Source organism: Bradyrhizobium ferriligni (assembly GCF_056837965.1).
The window spans coordinates 115,516-133,409 of record NZ_JBXEJO010000007.1 but is presented as its reverse complement, the minus strand read 5'-3'; the positions used below and the strand labels follow the sequence as shown (position 1 = coordinate 133,409).

Below are 17,894 nucleotides of genomic sequence, written 5' to 3'. Positions count from 1 at the left end.
CTCAGGTGTTCTTCAGCGCGACGCGGAATTCGGCCTCGGTCTTGGCCTTGACCTCGTCGAGCGTGACGCCGTCGGCAAGCTCGATCAGCGCCATGCCGTCCTTGCCGTGCTTGTCGATGGTGAACACCGCAAGGTCGGTGACGACCATGTCGACCACGCGCTCGCCGGTCAGCGGCAGGTTGCACTGTTTGAGCAGCTTGGGGCCGTCCTTGGCGGAATGCTCCATCACGACCACGACGCGCTTGACGCCGGCGACGAGGTCCATGGCGCCGCCCATGCCCTTCACCATCTTGCCTGGGATCATCCAGTTGGCGAGGTCGCCGTTCTGCGCCACCTGCATGGCGCCGAGGATCGACAGATCGATATGGCCGCCGCGCACCATGCCGAAGGAATCGGCCGACGAGAAATAGCTGGTCGAGGGCAACTCGCTCACCGTCTGCTTGCCGGCGTTGATGAGGTCGGCGTCCACCTCGTCCTCATAGGGGAACGGGCCCATGCCGAGCATGCCGTTCTCGCTCTGCAGGCTGACGTCGATGCCGTCGGGAATGTAGTTCGAGACCAGCGTCGGAATGCCGATGCCGAGATTGACGTAATAGCCGTCGCGCAACTCCTTGGCGGCGCGGGCGGCCATCTGTTCACGGGTCCAGGCCATGAGGCTCTCCTAAAGAGTAATGTTTTAAGCGGCGGGCCGCGGACGGGTGTTGCGGAACTCGATCCGCTTCTTGCCGGTCCCGACCTCGATGATGCGCTTGACGAAGATGCCGGGGGTGTGGATGTGGTCCGGGTCGATCTCGCCGGCCGGCACCAGGTGCTCGACCTCGGCGACGGTGACCTTCGCCGCGGTGGCCATCATCGGGTTAAAGTTGCGCGCGGTCTTGCGGTAGACGAGGTTGCCGGCGGTGTCGCCCTTCCAGGCATGGACGATGGCGACGTCGGCGAACAGGCCGCGCTCCATGATGTACTTCTCGCCGTCGAATTCCTTCACTTCCTTGCCCTCGGCGATCAGCGTGCCGACGCCGGTCTTGGTGTAGAAGGCCGGGATTCCGGCGCCGCCGGCGCGGATGCGCTCGGCCAGCGTGCCCTGCGGGTTGAACTCGAGCTCGAGCTCGCCTGCGAGATATTGCTGGGCGAACAGCTTGTTCTCGCCGACATAGGACGAGATCATCTTCTTGATCTGGCGCGTCTCCAGCAGCCGGCTGAGGCCGATGCCGTCGACGCCGGCATTGTTGGAGACGACCGTGAGGCCCTTGACGCCGGACTCGCGGATTGCGTCCGACAGGGTCTCGGCGATGCCGCAGAGGCCGAAGCCGCCCGACATGATCATCATGCCGTCCTTGAGGAGACCATCGAGTGCCGATTTGGCGTCGGGATAAACTTTGTTCATGCAGCGAATACCTGATGGAGGGCGCGGAACGGCTGTGGCAAAGCGGATTATTAGGCGAAATCTTCGCAGTGCGTCAATCACGGCCGGGTGCGGCGAGGGGCGGCGGCCTGCGGCAATCAACATGGCCTTGAAAGCGACAAGAAAACCCTTCAAGTTGCGTGGGTTGGCAGGGGCCTCCGGCGAGAGCCCGCTGTGTTCGACGACGACCCGACAAAACTCAACCCGACCCGGATATGTCATTGACGATGGCCCAAGGAATTAAGCGCCTGGGGATGCCGATCGCGGCGCTTTTCGGCCTGGCGCTGGTCGGGCTGGTCGGAACGTCGTGGTTCCTCAACCGGGACGCGCTGCAGCGCGCGGTGGAAGCGCAGATCCGCGCCGTGACCGGGCTCGAACTCGTCGTCAACGGCCCGATCGACGTCTCGGTTTTTCCCGGCAGCTACGTCTCCTTTCATAATGTCGGGCTGAAGGGCGCCGATACCATCGGTCCCGCCCTCCAGGTCGACGTGCTGACCGCCAATCTGCGCCTGCTGCCGCTGTTGCTGCGGCGGTTCGAGATTGCCGACGTCATGATGCTGCGTCCGCATATCCATGTGGTCCGCGACGGCGCCGGCGAGAGCAACTGGACGCCGTTCGTCGAGACCATCGCCAAGGCGATGACGCCCGGCGCCGAGAACCAGGTGTCGTTCTCCGAGATCCGGATCCAGGACGGCGAGCTGAACTACCAGGACGGCACCAACAACATCTCCGAGCAGCTCGGCGATATCGACCTGTCGCTGGCCTGGCCCTCGATCTCGCGTTCCTTTGCCGCAACCGGCCAGTTCGACTGGCGCGGCGAACGCGTCGACGGCTCGATCAGCGCCAGCGACTTCGTCGCGCTGTTGTCGGGCGACCGCTCGGGCCTGAAGGCACGGCTCGCCAGCGCGCCGCTGAAGGTTGCTTTCGACGGAACCGTCGCCAACCGCACCAGCCTGATGATGGAAGGCGTCGCCACCATGGACAGCCCGTCGCTGCGCAACGCGTTGCGCTGGATGGGACAGGCCCCGCCCGGCGGCGGTGGCGGCTTCGGCCGCTTCGCGCTGAAGGCCCGCGCCAATGTGGTCGGCGGCTCGGTCGCGCTCACCAATGTCAATGTCGAGCTCGACGGCAACGTCGCCGAGGGCGTGATGACCTACGCCAATAACGGCCGGCAGACGCTGCAGGCGACGCTTGCCGCCGGCAATCTCGATTTCACGCCTTATATCTCGACGTTCCGCCTGCTGGCCAGCGGCCAGCGCGACTGGAACAGGCAGCTGTTCGACCTGTCCTCGCTGTCGTCGACCGATCTCGACATGCGCCTGTCGGCGGCCAAGGTGACGGTCGGCCCGTCCAAGCTCGGCCGCACCGCGTTCGGCGCCAATCTGCGCGGCGGCGCACTGGCGCTCAGCGTCGGCGAGGCGCAGATGTATGGCGGCATCGCCAAGGGCTCGTTCGCGATCGCGCGCTCGGATGCGGTCGCCGACGTCAGGGCGCAATTCCAGTTTACTGATGTCGATCTGCAGGCCTGCGCCAGCGAATTGTTCGGCATCAACAAGCTGTCGGGGCGCGGCAACCTCAACGTCTCGCTGACCGCCTCGGGCTCGAGCCCGTTCGGACTCGCGTCGTCGCTCGACGGCACCGCGACGCTGAACGGGCATGACGGTGCGATCGCGGGCTTCAATGTCGAGCAGCTGTTGAAGCGGCTGGAGAAGCGGCCGCTGTCCGGCGGCGGCAATTTCCGCTCCGGCTCGACGCCCTACGACAATCTCAGCATCTCGGTGAAATTCGCCGACGGCGTCGCGACCGCTGACGACATCCATGTCGAAAGCCCCACGGCGAAGATCACGCTGACCGGCACGGCCTCGGTGCCGTCGCGCGAATACGATCTCAAGGGCGTCGCCAGCCTGACCTCGGCATCGGCCGGCGGCAACGGTTTCGATCTGCCCTTCGTGATCCAGGGGCCGTGGGATGATCCGCTGATCTTCCCCGATCCGGAAAGCCTGATCCGCCGCTCGCCGGCCTCCGCCCCGCTGCTCGATGCGGTGAAGGATCGCAAGACCCGCGACGCGGTGCGCTCGGTGATCGAGCGCTTCACCGGCGGCGCCGCACGGCCCGCGGCGGCGCCCGATGCTGCGGCAGGCGCGCCCGGCAGCGCACCAGCGGCGTCGGCCGAGAATGCGAAGTCGAACTGATCGAATCCATTCACTTTGCGCATCGATGCACCGGGACCGATCCACGCGCTCGCCGCAAACCCCTACAGAAGTCGGCGGCGCGACATCTTTATCGGGTCACGGGCATGCGCTAGTGTTTTCTCCAACCGGTTAAAAAGCCGGCCTCATGAGGGAGAACAACGTGAGATCCAAGGTTATCGGTGCGCTATCAATTGCGGTCGCCGCGGTCGGCCTGTTTGCCGCAACTGCACCTGCTCTCGCCCAGGGCAAGACGATCACCGTCTGGTGGGGCAAGGGATTTTACAAATCCGAAGACGACGCGCTGCTCGAGACGATCAAGAAATTCGAAGCCAAGACCGGCATCAAGGTCGAACTGTCGCAATACGCGATCCAGGACATGATTCCGAAGACGGTCGCCGCGCTCGATTCCGGCACCGTGCCCGACGTCGCCTATTCCGACTCCTACGACGTGCAGGCGCAGGGCAAATGGGCCTATGAGGGCAAGCTCGAAGATCTCTCCGACATCCTGCTGCCGATGAAGGATGCGTTCGCGCCGAACACGCTGGAGACGGCGCTGCTCTACAATGACGTCGCCAAGAAGAAGGCCTATTACGGCTTCCCGCTGAAGCAGCAGAGCATGCACGTCCAGATCTGGGGCGACATGCTCGAGAAGGCCGGCTTCAAGGCCGCCGACATCCCGACCAAGTGGGAGGATTACTGGTCGTTCTGGTGCGACAAGGTGCAGCCGGCAATCCGCAAGGCGACCGGCCAGCGCATCTACGGCGTCGGCCAGCCGATGGGCGTGGAATCCACCGACTCGTTCCAGTCGTTCTACACCTTCATGGACGCCTATCACGTCAAGCTGGTCGACGACGACGGTAAGCTCTTGGTCGACGATCCCAAGGTGCGCGACGGGTTGATTCATGCGCTGAAGGACTACACCGACACCTACATCAAGGGCTGCTCGCCGCCCTCCTCCACGACCTGGAAGGATCCGGACAACAACGTCGCCTTCCACAACAAGACGATCGTGATGACCCACAACTTCACGATCTCGATCGCGGCGAAGTGGTTCGAGGATTCCACCAACCCGGCGCTGACCGACGCGCAGCGCGCCGCCGGCAAGCAGGCCTATGAGCAGGACATCATCACCGCGTCCTTCCCAAAGGCGCCGGACGGATCGACGATCCGCTACCGCTCCGACGTCAAGACCGGGCTGATCTTCGCCAACGCCAAGAACAAGGCGGAAGGCAAGCAGTTCATTGCCTTCCTGATGCAGGAAGACAATTTGCGCCCCTATGTCGAGGGCGCGCTCGGCCGCTGGTTCCCGGTGACCAAGGCAAGCCAGGCGAGCCCGTTCTGGCAGGCTGACCGGCATCGCAAGGCGGTCTACAATCAGTTCACCGGCGGCACCGCGCCGTTCGACTTTACCAAGAACTGGAAGTTCACCATCCTGAACAACGAGAACGTCTGGGCCAAGGCCATGAACCGCGTCGTCAGCGAGAAGGTGCCGGTGGACAAGGCCGTCGACGAACTGATCGCCCGCATCAAGCAGGTCGCGGGGTAACGCAACCGATGACCGGCACTGCCGACACTTGCTCCGCGTCGTCCCGGCGAAAGCCGGGACCCATACGCCGCGGCAGTAATTGGGGAGCAGGCCGGTCGACGGCTTTCGGGCAACGGCCGGGCCCTGTGGTTTTGGGTCCCGGCCTTCGCCGGGACGACGACGTAGCGACATCTTAGAGTAACCGAATGGCGATCACACTCTCCGCATCCGATGTCCCCTCGCCGCCGTTGTCGGCGCGGCTGTCGCCGCCGCAGGTCTGGGGCATCGTGCTGCTCGCGCCCTATCTGCTCGTCTTCCTCGCCTTCGTGGTCTATCCGGTCGGCTACGGCTTGTGGTTGGCGCGCCATCCGGCAAGCTATGTCGCGCTCTATCACGACCCGATCTTCGCCCGCGCGGCGATCAACACGCTGATCTTCCTGGTCATCGGCATCAACATCAAGATGCTGATCGCGCTGTTCCTGTCCGGCTTCTTCGCCCAGCAGCGGCCCTGGATCAGGTGGCTGTCGGTCATCTTCATCCTGCCCTGGGCGGTGCCCTCGATCCCGACCATCCTGTCGGTGCGCTTCATGCTCAATCCGGAATGGGGCGTGGTCAACCAGCTGATCTTCAAGTTCACCGGCGACGACGGCCCGAACTGGCTGAACGATCCTTCGGTCGCATTGGCGATGGCGATCGGCGTACACATCTGGAAGTCGCTGCCGTTCTGGACGCTGATCCTGCTGACCGGACGGCTCGCGATCTCGCACGATCTGTACGAGGCCTCCGACGTCGACGGCGCCAATTGGTGGCAGAAATTCCGCTACATCACCTGGCCGTCGATGCAGACGCTCTACGTCACCTGCACGCTGCTCTCGATGATCTGGACGCTCGGCGACTTCAACAGCGTCTATTTGCTCACCGGCGGCGGGCCCGCCGACCTCACCCACGTGCTGTCGACCCTCGGCATCCGCTATCTGCGCCTCGACCAGCTCTCGCTCGCGATGGCCTCGATCGTCTGTGCGATGCCGTTCGTGCTGCCGCTGGTCTATTTCATGATGAAACGGTTGTCGCGATGAAGCTGCCCACCCTCCGCGAAGTCGGCACCGAAGCCAAGCTGCTCCTGATCGGCATCCCGGTCTTCATCTGGACCATGATCCCGATCTACCACATGTTCGTGTTCGCGATCTCTCCGAAGGAGGACGCGTTCTCTGGCAAGGTGTGGCCGACGCATCCGACGCTGCATAATTTCGAGATCGTGTTCTACCAGCAGCACTACTTCCTGCGCGACTTCTGGATCCAGTTCTGGAATTCGACCGTGATCGCGCTCGCGGTCGGCGTGCTGACGCTGTTCGTCGCCACCGCCGCCGCGTTCTCGATCTCGCGGCTGCGCGTGCCGGGCGGCCGCGCCGTGATGAACATGGCGCTGTTCACCTATTTCATCCCGGCCGCGTTCCTCGCCGTGCCGATGTACCGCACCATGGGTAATTACGGCCTGCTCAACAATCACTGGTCACTGATCCTCGCGATGGTGACGATCGCCGCGCCCTACGCGATCTGGGTCCTGAAGCAGGCCTCCGACAAGCTGCCGGTCGAGCTCGACGAGGCCGCGACGATGGACGGCGCAACCACGCTTCAGCTGTTCCGCCTGGTCTATGTGCCGCTGATGATGCCCTCGCTGGTCGCGGTCGGCACCTATGCAATCCTGCTCGCGTGGAACGAATATCTCTACGCGTTCCTGCTGCTGTCGAAGGACACCGACATCACGCTGCCGGTCGCGCTCGGCAACTTCCTCGCCGCGGACGACTCGCCGTGGGAGCTGCTCATGACCACCGGTTTCATCTACGCATTGCCGCCGGCTGCGGTCTATTACGCCTTCAAGCGCTACATGGTTGGCGGGCTGACGGCAGGCGCCGTCAAGTCGTGACGGCTCCAAAGCGTTTTCGAGCGAAGTGGGCACCGGTTCGCGTGAAGAAAACGCGTCAAAACAAGAATCTAGAGCACCGGTTCTAACCCAATCAGAACCGGTGCTCTAGAGCGGCGCGGCGCTCTCGCCGCGCGCGCTCGACAGTTTCGAGGCGAACGAGGCGATCACGATGATCACGGCGATCAGCGCGATCACCAGCGTGCAGATCGCGTTGATCTCGGGCTTCACGCCAAGCCGGACCTCGGAATAGATCCGGATCGGCAGCGTCGCCGAGCCCGGGCCGGTGGTGAAGCTCGCGATCACGACATCGTCGAGCGACAGCGTGAAGGCCAGCATCCAGCCGGCGGCGATCGCCGGCACGATCAGCGGCAGCGTCACCAGGAGGAACGCCCGCACCGGATCGCAGCCGAGGTCCATCGCAGCCTCCTCCAGGCTGCGGTCGAGCGTGGAGAGGCGCGACTGCACCACGACGGTGACGAAGCACATCGTCAGCGTGGTGTGGGCGATCGTCACCGTCCAGAACCCGCGCTCGGCGTTGAGCGCCACGAACAAGAGCAGCAGCGACAGGCCGGAGATCACCTCCGGCATGACCAGCGGCGAGTACAGCATGCCGGAGAACAGCGCCCGCCCCCGGAACCGCTCGCCGCGTGCCAGCCCGACCGCCGCCAGTGTGCCTAGCAGCGTCGCCAGCGTCGCCGACACCGCGGCGACCGACAGGCTCATCCACGCCGCCTCCAGCATGGCGCGATCGCCAAAGAATTCGCGATACCAGCGCAGCGACCAGCCGCCCCACACCGTCACCAGCCGCGAGGCGTTGAACGAGTAGATCACGAGGATGACGATCGGCAGATAGAGGAACGCCAGCCCGAGCGCGAGCGACGTCATGTTGAAGCGGGTGAGCCTGGCGACGGTGCGCGCCATCAGCGGCCCGCCTCCAGTTGACGCCGTTGCAGGCGGTCGTAGAGCACGAGCGGCGGCACCAGCAGCAGCAACAAGGCGACCGCGGCAGCCGATGCGACCGGCCAGTCCTTGTTGGTGAAGAATTCGAGCCACAGCGTCTGCCCGATCATCAGCGAGTTGGAACCCGCGAGCAGGTCGGGGATCACGAACTCGCCGACAACAGGGATGAAGCAGAGCAGCGCGCCGGCGCCGACGCCGGGCAGCGACAGCGGGAACGTCACCAGCCAGAACGCCTGTAGCGGCGAGGCGCCGAGATCGCCCGCAGCCTCCAGCAGCGACGCGTCCATCCTGGAGAGCGTCGCATAGAGCGGCAGGATCATGAACGGCAGATAGGAATACACGATGCCGAGATACATCGCGCTGTCGGTCGACAGCCAGACCACCGGCGCGGACACGATATGCAGCGCCAGCAGCACCTGGTTGAGCAGGCCGTCATGCTGCAGGATGTTGATCCAGGCATAGATGCGGATCAGAAACGAGGTCCAGAACGGCACGATGACCAGCATCATCGCCACACCCTGCCAACGCTGCGGCAACCGCGCCATGCCGTAGGCGATGGGATAGCCGATCAGGAGCAGGATCAGCGTCGAGCTCACCGCGACGACGAGGCTGCGCAGATAGGACAGGATGTAGAGATTGTCCGAGATCAGCAGGCGGAAATTGTCGAACGACAATTGCGCGAACGCCGCGGCCAGCGCCGCGCGGCCCTCGGTGAAATCGAACACCGGCGTATAGGGCGGCTGCGCGATCGCGGTCTGCGACAGGCTGATCTTCAGCACGAAGCCGAACGGCACCAGGAAGAACAGCACCATCCACAGATAGGGCGCGATCGCGGCGAGCCGCGCCGGCCGGGCGAAGATGCGGCGCGCGCTCATTGCTCGAGCACCAGGCAATCGTCGGCGGTGAACCATGCCACCACGCGCTGACCGGCGAGGTAGGCATCGACATCGAGCCGCGCGGTGTTGGCCATCGACGAGCGCACCACCGCGCCCGTCTCCAGCTTCACCCGATAGCTGGTCACGCCGCCGAGATAGTTGACGTCGGTGACGACACCCTCCAGCCGGTTGATCGCCTGCGACGCGCCTCCGTCCGTTGCCGGCGCCCGGCGCGACAGCTTCACCTTCTCGGGGCGGATTGCGACGGCAACGACCTGCCTGGTCACCGGCGGCCACAGCTCGCTGACCGCGAGCGCGCCTGCATCAGCCGTCGCGACCGTCAGGCGCCCATTCTCGCGGGAAGTGACCTCGCCGTTGAACAGATTGATGTCGCCGACGAACTCGGCGATCCAGCGCGAGGCCGGCGCCTCGTAGAGATTGCGCGGGGTTGCGACCTGAACCAGACGGCCGGCATCCATCACGCCGATCCGGCCCGCCATCGTCATCGCCTCCTCCTGATCGTGGGTGACGATGATGAAGGTCATGCCGAGACGGCGCTGCAGGTCCATCAATTCGGCCTGCGTGCTCTCGCGCAGCTTCTTGTCAAGCGCGGCGAGCGGCTCGTCGAGCAGCAGCACCTGCGGGCGCCGCGCCAGCGAGCGCGCCAGCGCGACGCGCTGCCGCTGTCCGCCGGAGAGTTGGTCGGGCTTGCGCTTCTCCATCCCCTCGAGCTTGACCAGGGCCACCATCTCTGCGACGCGCGCAGCGATATCGCCGCGCGCCATGCCGGCACGCTTCAGCCCGAAGGCAATGTTGTCGCGCACCGACAGATGCGGGAACAGCGCGTAGTTCTGGAACATCATGTTGACGGGCCGCTCATGCGGCAGCACCTGGGCGATGTCGCTGCCGCCGAGCAGGATGCGGCCCTCCTCCGGCGTCTCGAAGCCGGCGAGCATGCGCAGCAGCGTGGTCTTGCCGCAGCCGCTCGGGCCGAGCAGCGCGAAGAATTCGCCGGCGCGGATATCGAGCGAGAGCTTGTCGACCGCGCGGAAATTGCCGAACGACTTGGCGACACCCTCGATCCGCAGCAGCGGCATGTCCGAGACGGCCGGTTCAGCCAACGGCCTTGCCGCCTCCGCACTCGCTTCGCCCGATGTCACGTCCGTCAGCCCCGATTCCCCGTAAGGTCCGATTCTGGCGGCAAGCTAGCGGTGGATCGCCACCGGCTCAACCGCCTCACGGACATCTCCCGCAATATTGTCGGCGTCCGCGCCTCTGCTAGACTTTGCAGCCAAATTCGAGGGGCAACCGATGATTCACGACCGCTACGGCCTGCCACTGACGACGAGCTCGGACCGCGCCGCCGCCTATTATGTCGACGGCGTCGATCGCATGCTGGCGGCGCTGCACGGCGCCGATGCGGCGTTCGAGGCGGCGATCGCCGAGGACCGCGATTTCGCGTTGGCCCATATCGGCCGCGCCCGCGTGCACCAGCTCAACATGGAAGGCGCCAAGGCCCGCGCCGAGGCGGCCGATGCACGGCAGCTGGCCGCGGCCGCCAGCCCGCGCGAGCGCCAGCACATCGAGATCATGGCGTCCGTGATCGAGAGCCAGCCCAAGAAGGCGGTGACGGAAGCCGAACGGCATCTCACCGAATATCCGCGCGATGCGCAGGTGCTGTCGCTGTTGCTCGGCGCCTTCGGCCTCTATGCGTTCTCCGGCCGGCCCGACCATGACGCCGCGCGGCTTACCGTCTGCGAGCGTTACGCCGGCGACTATGGCAACGATTGGTGGTTCCTCACCTATCTCGGCTGGTCGAAGACCGAGGCCGGCGATGTCGTGTCCGGCCGCGTCATCACCGAGCGCGGCTATGCGCTGAAGCCGGAGAACGCCGGTGCCGCGCACGCCGTCGCGCATGCGCTGTTCGAGCAGGGCGACGCGGCGGAAGGCCGCAGCTTCCTCTCCGCCTGGCTGCCGGCGAATGATCGCACCAGCTTCCTGCAGGGCCATCTCGCCTGGCACCTCGCCTTGATCGCGATCGAGGAAGGCGACGCCGACAGCGCGCTCGACATTTACGAGCAGCACATCAAGCCGGCGGGCCGGCCCTATCCGCCGCTCAATATCTTCACCGACACGGCCTCGCTGCTGTGGCGGCTGTCGGTCGCCGGCAAGACCGGCCTCGAGCAGCACTGGAAGGAGGTCGCCGCCTATGGCGACGGCTATTTCCCGAAGGCCGGCGCGCATTTCGCCGACGTGCACCACGCGCTGGTCGCAGCGACGACGAACAACGACGCGCTCGAAGCGCGGCTGGTCGAGATGGCGGCGCGCGACGCCGACGGCAGGCTGGCGCCGGGCCCTGCGGCGATCGGGCTCGGCCGCGGGATCTCGGCCTTCGCCGCCGGCGATCACGACGACGCCGTGCGCATCCTTGCGCCGCTGATGCGTGAACTGGTGCGGATCGGCGGCAGCCATGCGCAACGCGAATTGTGGGAGGACACCTTCATCGTCGCATGCCTGCGCGCCGGCCAGGGCCGGCAGGCAACGAGCCTGATCTCGGAGCGGCTGCATCGCCGTCCGTCCCGGCGCGACCTCGCCTGGTCGCAGGAGGCGGCCCGGCAATAGCCGCTGCTGGAGCTCTTCTCCTTCCCCCTCAAAACAGGGTAATCGCATTTGGAATGAACCGATTCTTCCGCGCCGTCATGGCCGGGCTTGTCCCGGCCATCCACGTCTTTTCTTCGCGTGGAAACGGAGACGTGGATGCCCGGGACAAGCCCGGGCATGACGAGTTTGTGGGAACTCCGAATCCCCACCCGCTTTGCTCTGGCGAGCAAAGCGACCTCCCCTTTGCAAGGGGAGGTTTGACCATCGGCTCAATCGGCCTTGGCCATGAATGTCGCGAGCGCGTCGCAATCGGCTTGCGGCATGGTCAGTCCGAGCTTGGAGCGGCGCCACAAGATATCGTCGGGAAAGCGCGCCCATTCCCTGCGCATGAGGTAGCGCACCTCGGCGCCGGTCAGTTCGGGACCGAAGGCCGGGCCGAGATCGGCCTTCTCCCTGGCGTCGCCCAGAACATCCCCGACGTTCAGCCCATAGGCGGCCACCAGCCGCCGCGCCTGCGCTTCGCCGAGGAAGCGCCAGCGGTCGCGGGCGATCTCGACCTCGGTTTCAAAGCGCTGCCAGGCGAATTCGCCGCCCGGCAGCGGCGCCGTTGCAGTCCAGCGCGGCGTCATCGGATAGAACCGCGTGAACTCCGACACCGCCCGCTCGGCGCGGCGCCGCGCGGTGGTGACGTCGCCGCCGAAGATCGTGAGCAGCGGCGCCTTGCCGCGGCTGACATCGAGCAATGCTGCGCCATCGCTCATGCGCCGGCGCGCGGGCGCGACCACGGAATTGGCGCCGGAGACGGTTCGCAGCACATCGACTGGAGCGATCTGCTCGCGAAAGTAGCGATTGGCCGCGTCGCAGAGATAGGCGACCTCACGCACGTCAATCGTGACAACCGCCGGATCACCCTTGAAGGGATGACTGACGCTGCCGATCAGGGTGAAGTCGCGCTCGTAGGGACTGGCGAAGATCAGCCGGCCGTCAGGGTTCTGAAACACATAGACGTTGTCACAGTCGAACAGGCGGCGCACCACGATCTGGCTGATCTGCACCGTCGCAAGCTGCGGTGCCGGCACGCGCAGCACGATGTCGGCGACCGAGGCGGTCCACGCACCGGTCGCGTTGACCAGCGCCCGCGCGGTGATCACCCGCCGATAGCCGCGGTCGATCGCAACCAGCCGCCAGGTCTCGCCGCGCTCGCCCCGGGTCACGCGCGTGCCGGTGCGGATATCGGCGCCGCGCGCCGCGGCATCGACGGCGGTGAGCACGACGAGCCGGGAATCGTCGACGACGCAGTCGGAATATTCGAACGCGGTTCCGAACGGGCGCTTCAGCGCATTGCCGACCGGATGGTGGGTGACATCGAGCGTCGCCGAACGCGGCAGACCGCTGCGCGAAGTCAGCCGTTCGTAGAGCAGCAGCAACGACCGCAACTGCCACGGCGGCCGCTCCTCGGCATGCGCCGGGATCACGAAGCGCACCGGCCGCACCAGATGCGGCGCGTTGCGCAATAACACGTCGCGTTCCCTCAGCGCCCTGCGGACGCGGAAGAACTCCCGCCGTTCCAGCCCGGCCAGATCGCCATGGACCAGCCGCGGCGAAGCCTGCGATGCGCCGGAACCAAGATCGCCCTGCTCCAGCAGGATCACGCGCAGGCCGCGGCCCGCGGCATCACGAGCAATGCTCGTGCCGTTCAGGCCACCGCCGATGATCGCGACGTCATAGTCCGCCATGCGCAAGGCCTATCGCATTTCAATGCGAACGGAATACGCGGTCGCAGAGAAAATGCATTGGACGTCAGCCTGCTCCGACGGAGGCGAAGAACTGTTCCGGCCCGTCGACCTCGATCAGCTTCCTGCCTTCGATCACCCAGAACCGGTTGGCCACGGTCCGCACGAACTGGCGGTCGTGCGACACCAGGAGGCAGCTGGCCTGCTGTTCCATCAATTCGTCCTCCAGCGCCTCCTGCCCCTCGATGTCGAGGTGGTTGGTCGGCTCGTCGAGCAGATAGAAGTTCGGCTGGGTGAGCCGCAGCACCAGCATGCCGAGACGAGCCTTCTGCCCGCCCGACAGCCGCCCGATCGGACGGCCCTGCATCTCGATCGAGAGCCCGGCACCGGCGAGCAGGCCGCGCGCCCGCTGATCGCCGACCTCGAAGCGCCGCGTCAGCATGCGCATCGGCGTGTCGCTATCGACGAGATCGGCCAGTGCCTGGTCGCAATAGCCAAGCACCAATGACTCGGTGGCCCGGATCTCGGCCGGTGCCGCTCCGGCATTCTCGATCGCCAGCCGCAGCGCCGCGACGAACCGCGTCTTGCCGGCGCCATTCGGCCCGAGCAGCGCAATCCGGTCGCCCTTGCAGATGAACTGCTGGCCGGTCCTGAACAACAGCCTGCCATCGGGCGTGGCGATCCCGGCGTTGTTCAGCCTGATCAGAACCTTGGCATGGGTGTCGCGGTTGGCGAGCCGGATCGTTCCGGCCGAGCGTTCCAGATGCGCGGGCTTCGCCGTCTCCTCCAGTCTCTCGGCGCGTTGCTTCAATTGCCTGGTCTTCGACAGCAAAAGGTCGCTGCCGGAATTGATGCCGAGGTTGTTGAGCTTCGCGGCCTGCTGCCGGAGCTGCCGCACGGCCTTCATGTCGCGCTGATAGCGCCGCTCGTCCGAGGCATCGAATTCTTCGATCGCCGCGCGCGCCGCGGTATAGGGCAGCGAGAACAGCTGCGACCGCTCCGGGCGCAGGAACAGCGTCCGGTTGGTCGTTGCATCGAGAAAGGCGCGATCGTGGCTTGCGATCACCACCGGCATCTCGCGTGGCAGCGCGTTCAGCCAGGCCTCGAGCCGGCCGACCTTGGCGAGATCGAGATGGTTGGTCGGCTCGTCGAGCAGCAGCACATCGGGCTCGGTCACCAGCACGCGGGCGAGCACCGCAAGCCGCAGCCAGCCGCCGCTCAGCTGCTTCAGCGGTCTCGTCCACAGCTCCTCCGGAACTTCGAGCGATTGCAGGGCGACGTCGACCCGCCAGGCCTCGCTGGCGCGCTGCTCGCCGGGAAGCGCCTCGAGCACGGCGGCATGGAACGGCGTATCCAGCAGTTTCGGCGGCGCATCCTGCTCGACATGGCCGACGGTCAGTCCGCGCGCACGGGTGATATCGCCTTCGTTGGGCTCCATCGCATCTGCGATACAGCGCAACAGCGTGGACTTGCCGCGGCCATTGGCGGCCACCAGCCCGATGCGGTCGCCGGCATTGACGACAAAATTCAGTTCGGAAAACAGCGGCGCGTTCAGCGTCACGCCGAGATTGCGCACATTGATGAGGGTCACGATCAATTCTCTGGTCTAGCCGGCGATCGCGACATCCCGAGGCGTCCAGCCATCATCGGATGTGCGTGTCGAAGCGCGGCGAGGGATTCATGTGCAGGCGAGAACGCTCAAACGTTCGACGCCGCACGGCCACGAAGGGCAGACCAGGAAGGGATGTTGCGCGAGTTTCCGGTCAGCCCTGCAAACGCATCTGCAGGGCGTTGACGGGGCCACGCTTGAGGTGGGGATCGGTGTATCTCGCCACGACGCGGCCCTCCTTTCTCGGCTGAAATGATGTGGTGGGTCGAGATGTAGCCGGGCGTGCAACGGATGGCAAGCACAGCCGGCCGGGCCGGCCCGACCGTTCAGGCCAAATTACCCGGCTCTGCGCACGGTCTCGGCAAGCTGGTCGCCGCCGACCAGCGCGGCGAATTGACCGATCGGGGCCGGCCTGCCGATCAGATAGCCCTGCACCGCGTCGCAGCCCTCTTCGGCGAGGAAGCCGAGCTGCGCCTCGGTCTCGACGCCTTCGGCGACGATCGACATTTCAAGGCCGTGGCCGAGATCGATCACCGCGCGCACGATCGCGGCCGATTGCGGGTTGCGGCCGAGATTGATGACGAAGGCGCGGTCGATCTTGATCTTGTCGAACGGAAACGCCTGCAGGTAGCTCAGCGAGGAATAGCCGCTGCCGAAATCGTCCATCGAGATGCGCACGCCGAGCGCCTTCAGCCGCCGCAGCAGCGACAGGCCGCGGTCGAAATCCTCGATCAGCACGCCCTCGGTGATTTCGAGCTCGAGCCGGTCGGGCGTCAGCCCGGTCTCGAGCAGGATCGAATGGACGAGGCCGACGAGGTCGCCATGGGTGAATTGCGCCGGCGACAGGTTCACCGCGACCTGCAGCGGGATCGCCCAGGAGGCCGCCTCCCGGCAGGCTTCGCGCAGGATCCATTCACCCATCTCGACGATCAGGCCGCTTTCTTCCGCGAGCGGAATGAAATCGCCGGGCGGCACGAAGCCGCGCACCGGATGGTGCCAGCGCGCCAGCGCCTCGAAGCCGATGATCTGGCTGGCCGCCACGCTGCCGCCCGCGGCGGCCTGCGGCTGGTAGTAAAGCGACAATTCGCCATTCTTGATCGCGACCGACAGCTCCTGGTGCAGCACGCGGCGATCGCGGATCTGCTGGTCCATCTCCGGTTCGAAGATCGAGATCGTGCCGCGCGACTTCGCCTTGGCGCGAAACAGCGCCGCGCCGGAATTGGCCAGCAGCGAGGCCGCGTCGGATCCGTTGTCCGGGAACACCGCGATCCCTGTGGTGAGGCCGGTCCGCACCGACTTGCCGTCGATCAGGAAATCCTGCCCGAGCGCCTCGGCGGCCTGCTCGGCCAGGGCGATGCCGGCCACCGGCTGCTTGCCGTCGATGATGAGGCCGAACTCGTCGCCGGACAACCGCGCCACCACGCCGCCGCGCGCCACGGTCTGCAGACGCTGCGCGACCTCGATCAGCACCTTGTCGCCCATCGCGTGGCCGTAGACGTCGTTGATCTCCTTCAGCCCGTCGAGATCGACGCAGAGCACGGCGAACTCCTCGTCGGTGCCGTCGCAGGCCTCGATCATCTGGGTCAGCGCCTGCAGGAAGGCGGCGCGGTTCGGCAGGTCGGTCAGGCCGTCATGATAGGCCATGTGCGCCATGCGCGACTCGGTCTGGCGCCGGTCGGTGACGTCCTCATGGGTCTTGATCAGATATTGCGGCTCGCCGACATCGTCGAGCACGGTCATGCGGCGGGTCAGGAACAACCGCAGGCCGTCCTTGGTCGAGATCGGATGCTCCTCGGCGATCATGCTGCGCTTCCTGATCGCGGCCTCGTCGCGGGCGATGATCAGCTTGGCTTCACGCGCATTGAAGATGTCGGACGCGGTCAGGCCGGCGGCGTCCTCGCGGCGGCGATTGAGGATCGTCTCGGCGCTGCGGTTGGCCAGGAGGTAGCGGCCGTCGCTGACCCGCTGCACGATCAGCGACACCGGGATGTTGTCGACCACGAGCTCGAGGAATTTCTTGTTGTTCTCGAGCTCGCGCGACAGCGAGCGGCGGTCGGTGACGTCCTCGAACAGCGCGATCAGGAATTCCGGTTCGCCGGCCTCGTTGCGGGCGATCACGCGGTTGGAGGCGAGGATCCGCTTGTCCGAACCGCGTTCGACGAAGAATTCGCTGCGATGATAGCCTTCCGCCGCATTCAGCGCCGCGCGGTCGGCGGTGTCGATGCTGGCGGCGGTCTCGGGGCGGAAGATCTCGTCGGCGCGCCTGCCCACGATGTGATCGCGCGAGAAGCGCGAGAAGCGCTCGAAGGCGCGGTTGGCGAAGATGTAGCGGCCGTCCTCGATGTTCTTGGCCGCGACGCAGACCGGAACGTTGTCGAGCACCGATTCCAGGAATTGCGTGGTCGAGGCGAGCTTGCGCGACAGCTTGCGCTGGTCGGTGCAATCGAGATGGGTCGCGACCGAGCCGCCGTTCGGCAGCGGAAAATACTTCACCAGCACCGACCTGCCGCCGGGCAGCTCGGTGACCAATCCCTCGGGCGCCGCGGCCCTGGCGAAGAAATCCTCGGCGCTGAGGTCGAGCACGCCGCGGTCGCGGCGCAGCTCCAGCAGCTCGACGCCGGTCATGTTGCGCCGGATGTCGGCGCGCGACAGGCCGTAGATGTCGAGATAGCGGTCGTTGCAGAACACGATGCGCTCCTGCGCATCGGTCATCACCACGCCCTGATTCAAATGGTTGAGTGCCGACGAGACGAAGGCGTTGCGCCGCAATTGCGCGCGCTTCGCCTTGCGCAGCGCCGAGAGGATCCACAGCCCGACCGCGCCAAAAAAGGACGCAACCACCACGCTGCCGATCAGGAGCTCCCAGACCACGCCGGGATCGAGGCTGCCGAGATAGCTCGACGGCGCGAACGCACCGGTGCCGGCCCGGGCTGCAGCGCACGGCGCGACGGCGGCGATCAGGCAGAGCACGGCCCTTGCCGGAATCGAATTCTTCCCGCCCGCCTGCACCTTCCTGCCAGCCATCGATCACCCGCGGATTTCCGGGGCGAGTGTCCGGCTCCGGCGGTTTGGA

General features: G+C 65.9%; 13 protein-coding genes. 5 read left to right on the top strand and 8 right to left on the bottom strand.

The window, feature by feature from the left end; all coding sequences use genetic code 11:
• Position 1: 1 nt before the first annotated feature.
• Together AC1VNY_RS05980 and AC1VNY_RS05975 are read right to left on the bottom strand one after the other, a co-directional pair.
• Positions 2-652 carry a 3-oxoacid CoA-transferase subunit B gene (locus AC1VNY_RS05980; RefSeq protein WP_018268725.1) on the bottom strand — a complete coding sequence of 217 codons (651 nt, stop codon included), beginning with the start codon at positions 650-652 and terminating at the stop codon, positions 2-4.
• 24 nt (positions 653-676) lie between these two features.
• On the bottom strand, positions 677-1,384 hold the full coding sequence (locus AC1VNY_RS05975; RefSeq protein ID WP_028336014.1) for a CoA transferase subunit A: 708 nt from the start codon (positions 1,382-1,384) through the stop codon (positions 677-679).
• Between the two features lie 245 nt (positions 1,385-1,629).
• On the opposite strand from AC1VNY_RS05975, the gene AC1VNY_RS05970 reads away from it, so the two are divergent.
• The 4 genes from AC1VNY_RS05970 to AC1VNY_RS05955 all read left to right on the top strand — a co-directional run bounded on the left by AC1VNY_RS05970 (position 1,630) and on the right by AC1VNY_RS05955 (position 7,043).
• Complete coding sequence (locus AC1VNY_RS05970; protein ID WP_069280107.1) at positions 1,630-3,594, top strand: AsmA family protein; 1,965 nt, start codon at positions 1,630-1,632, stop codon at positions 3,592-3,594.
• A gap of 160 nt (positions 3,595-3,754) precedes the next feature.
• Positions 3,755-5,140: an ABC transporter substrate-binding protein gene (locus AC1VNY_RS05965; RefSeq protein WP_028340607.1), complete on the top strand. Its 1,386-nt coding sequence runs from the start codon at positions 3,755-3,757 to the stop codon at positions 5,138-5,140.
• A gap of 185 nt (positions 5,141-5,325) precedes the next feature.
• Positions 5,326-6,195 (top strand): carbohydrate ABC transporter permease, encoded by an 870-nt coding sequence (locus AC1VNY_RS05960; protein WP_026191797.1) that lies wholly within the window; start codon positions 5,326-5,328, stop codon positions 6,193-6,195.
• Positions 6,192-7,043 (top strand): carbohydrate ABC transporter permease, encoded by an 852-nt coding sequence (locus tag AC1VNY_RS05955; RefSeq protein ID WP_482404495.1) that lies wholly within the window; start codon positions 6,192-6,194, stop codon positions 7,041-7,043. Before AC1VNY_RS05960 ends, AC1VNY_RS05955 begins: the two co-directional genes overlap by 4 nt.
• A 105-nt stretch (positions 7,044-7,148) precedes the next feature.
• Here AC1VNY_RS05955 and AC1VNY_RS05950 read toward each other — a convergent pair whose 3' ends face one another.
• Genes AC1VNY_RS05950 through AC1VNY_RS05940 form a run of 3 tightly spaced genes read right to left on the bottom strand, consistent with a single transcriptional unit; the run spans position 7,149 to position 10,047 of the window.
• A complete protein-coding gene (locus AC1VNY_RS05950; RefSeq protein ID WP_482404494.1) occupies positions 7,149-7,964 on the bottom strand; it encodes an ABC transporter permease in 816 nt (271 codons plus the stop codon).
• A complete protein-coding gene (locus AC1VNY_RS05945) occupies positions 7,964-8,878 on the bottom strand; it encodes an ABC transporter permease (RefSeq protein WP_482404493.1) in 915 nt (304 codons plus the stop codon). The genes AC1VNY_RS05950 and AC1VNY_RS05945 overlap by 1 nt, the downstream gene beginning before the upstream one ends.
• Positions 8,875-10,047: an ABC transporter ATP-binding protein gene (locus AC1VNY_RS05940; RefSeq protein WP_482404515.1), complete on the bottom strand. Its 1,173-nt coding sequence runs from the start codon at positions 10,045-10,047 to the stop codon at positions 8,875-8,877. The genes AC1VNY_RS05945 and AC1VNY_RS05940 overlap by 4 nt, the downstream gene beginning before the upstream one ends.
• Before the next feature lie 223 nt (positions 10,048-10,270).
• On the opposite strand from AC1VNY_RS05940, the gene AC1VNY_RS05935 reads away from it, so the two are divergent.
• A complete protein-coding gene (locus AC1VNY_RS05935) occupies positions 10,271-11,500 on the top strand; it encodes a tetratricopeptide repeat protein (protein WP_482404514.1) in 1,230 nt (409 codons plus the stop codon).
• 248 nt (positions 11,501-11,748) lie between these two features.
• Here AC1VNY_RS05935 and AC1VNY_RS05930 read toward each other — a convergent pair whose 3' ends face one another.
• From AC1VNY_RS05930 to AC1VNY_RS05920, 3 genes are all read right to left on the bottom strand, one after another.
• Positions 11,749-13,215 carry a glycerol-3-phosphate dehydrogenase gene (locus tag AC1VNY_RS05930; protein WP_482404492.1) on the bottom strand — a complete coding sequence of 489 codons (1,467 nt, stop codon included), beginning with the start codon at positions 13,213-13,215 and terminating at the stop codon, positions 11,749-11,751.
• Between the two features lie 64 nt (positions 13,216-13,279).
• Complete coding sequence (locus AC1VNY_RS05925) at positions 13,280-14,803, bottom strand: ABC-F family ATP-binding cassette domain-containing protein (protein WP_482404491.1); 1,524 nt, start codon at positions 14,801-14,803, stop codon at positions 13,280-13,282.
• 354 nt (positions 14,804-15,157) lie between these two features.
• Positions 15,158-17,845 (bottom strand): sensor domain-containing protein, encoded by a 2,688-nt coding sequence (locus AC1VNY_RS05920; RefSeq protein ID WP_482404490.1) that lies wholly within the window; start codon positions 17,843-17,845, stop codon positions 15,158-15,160.
• Between the last annotated feature and the right edge of the window lie 49 nt (positions 17,846-17,894).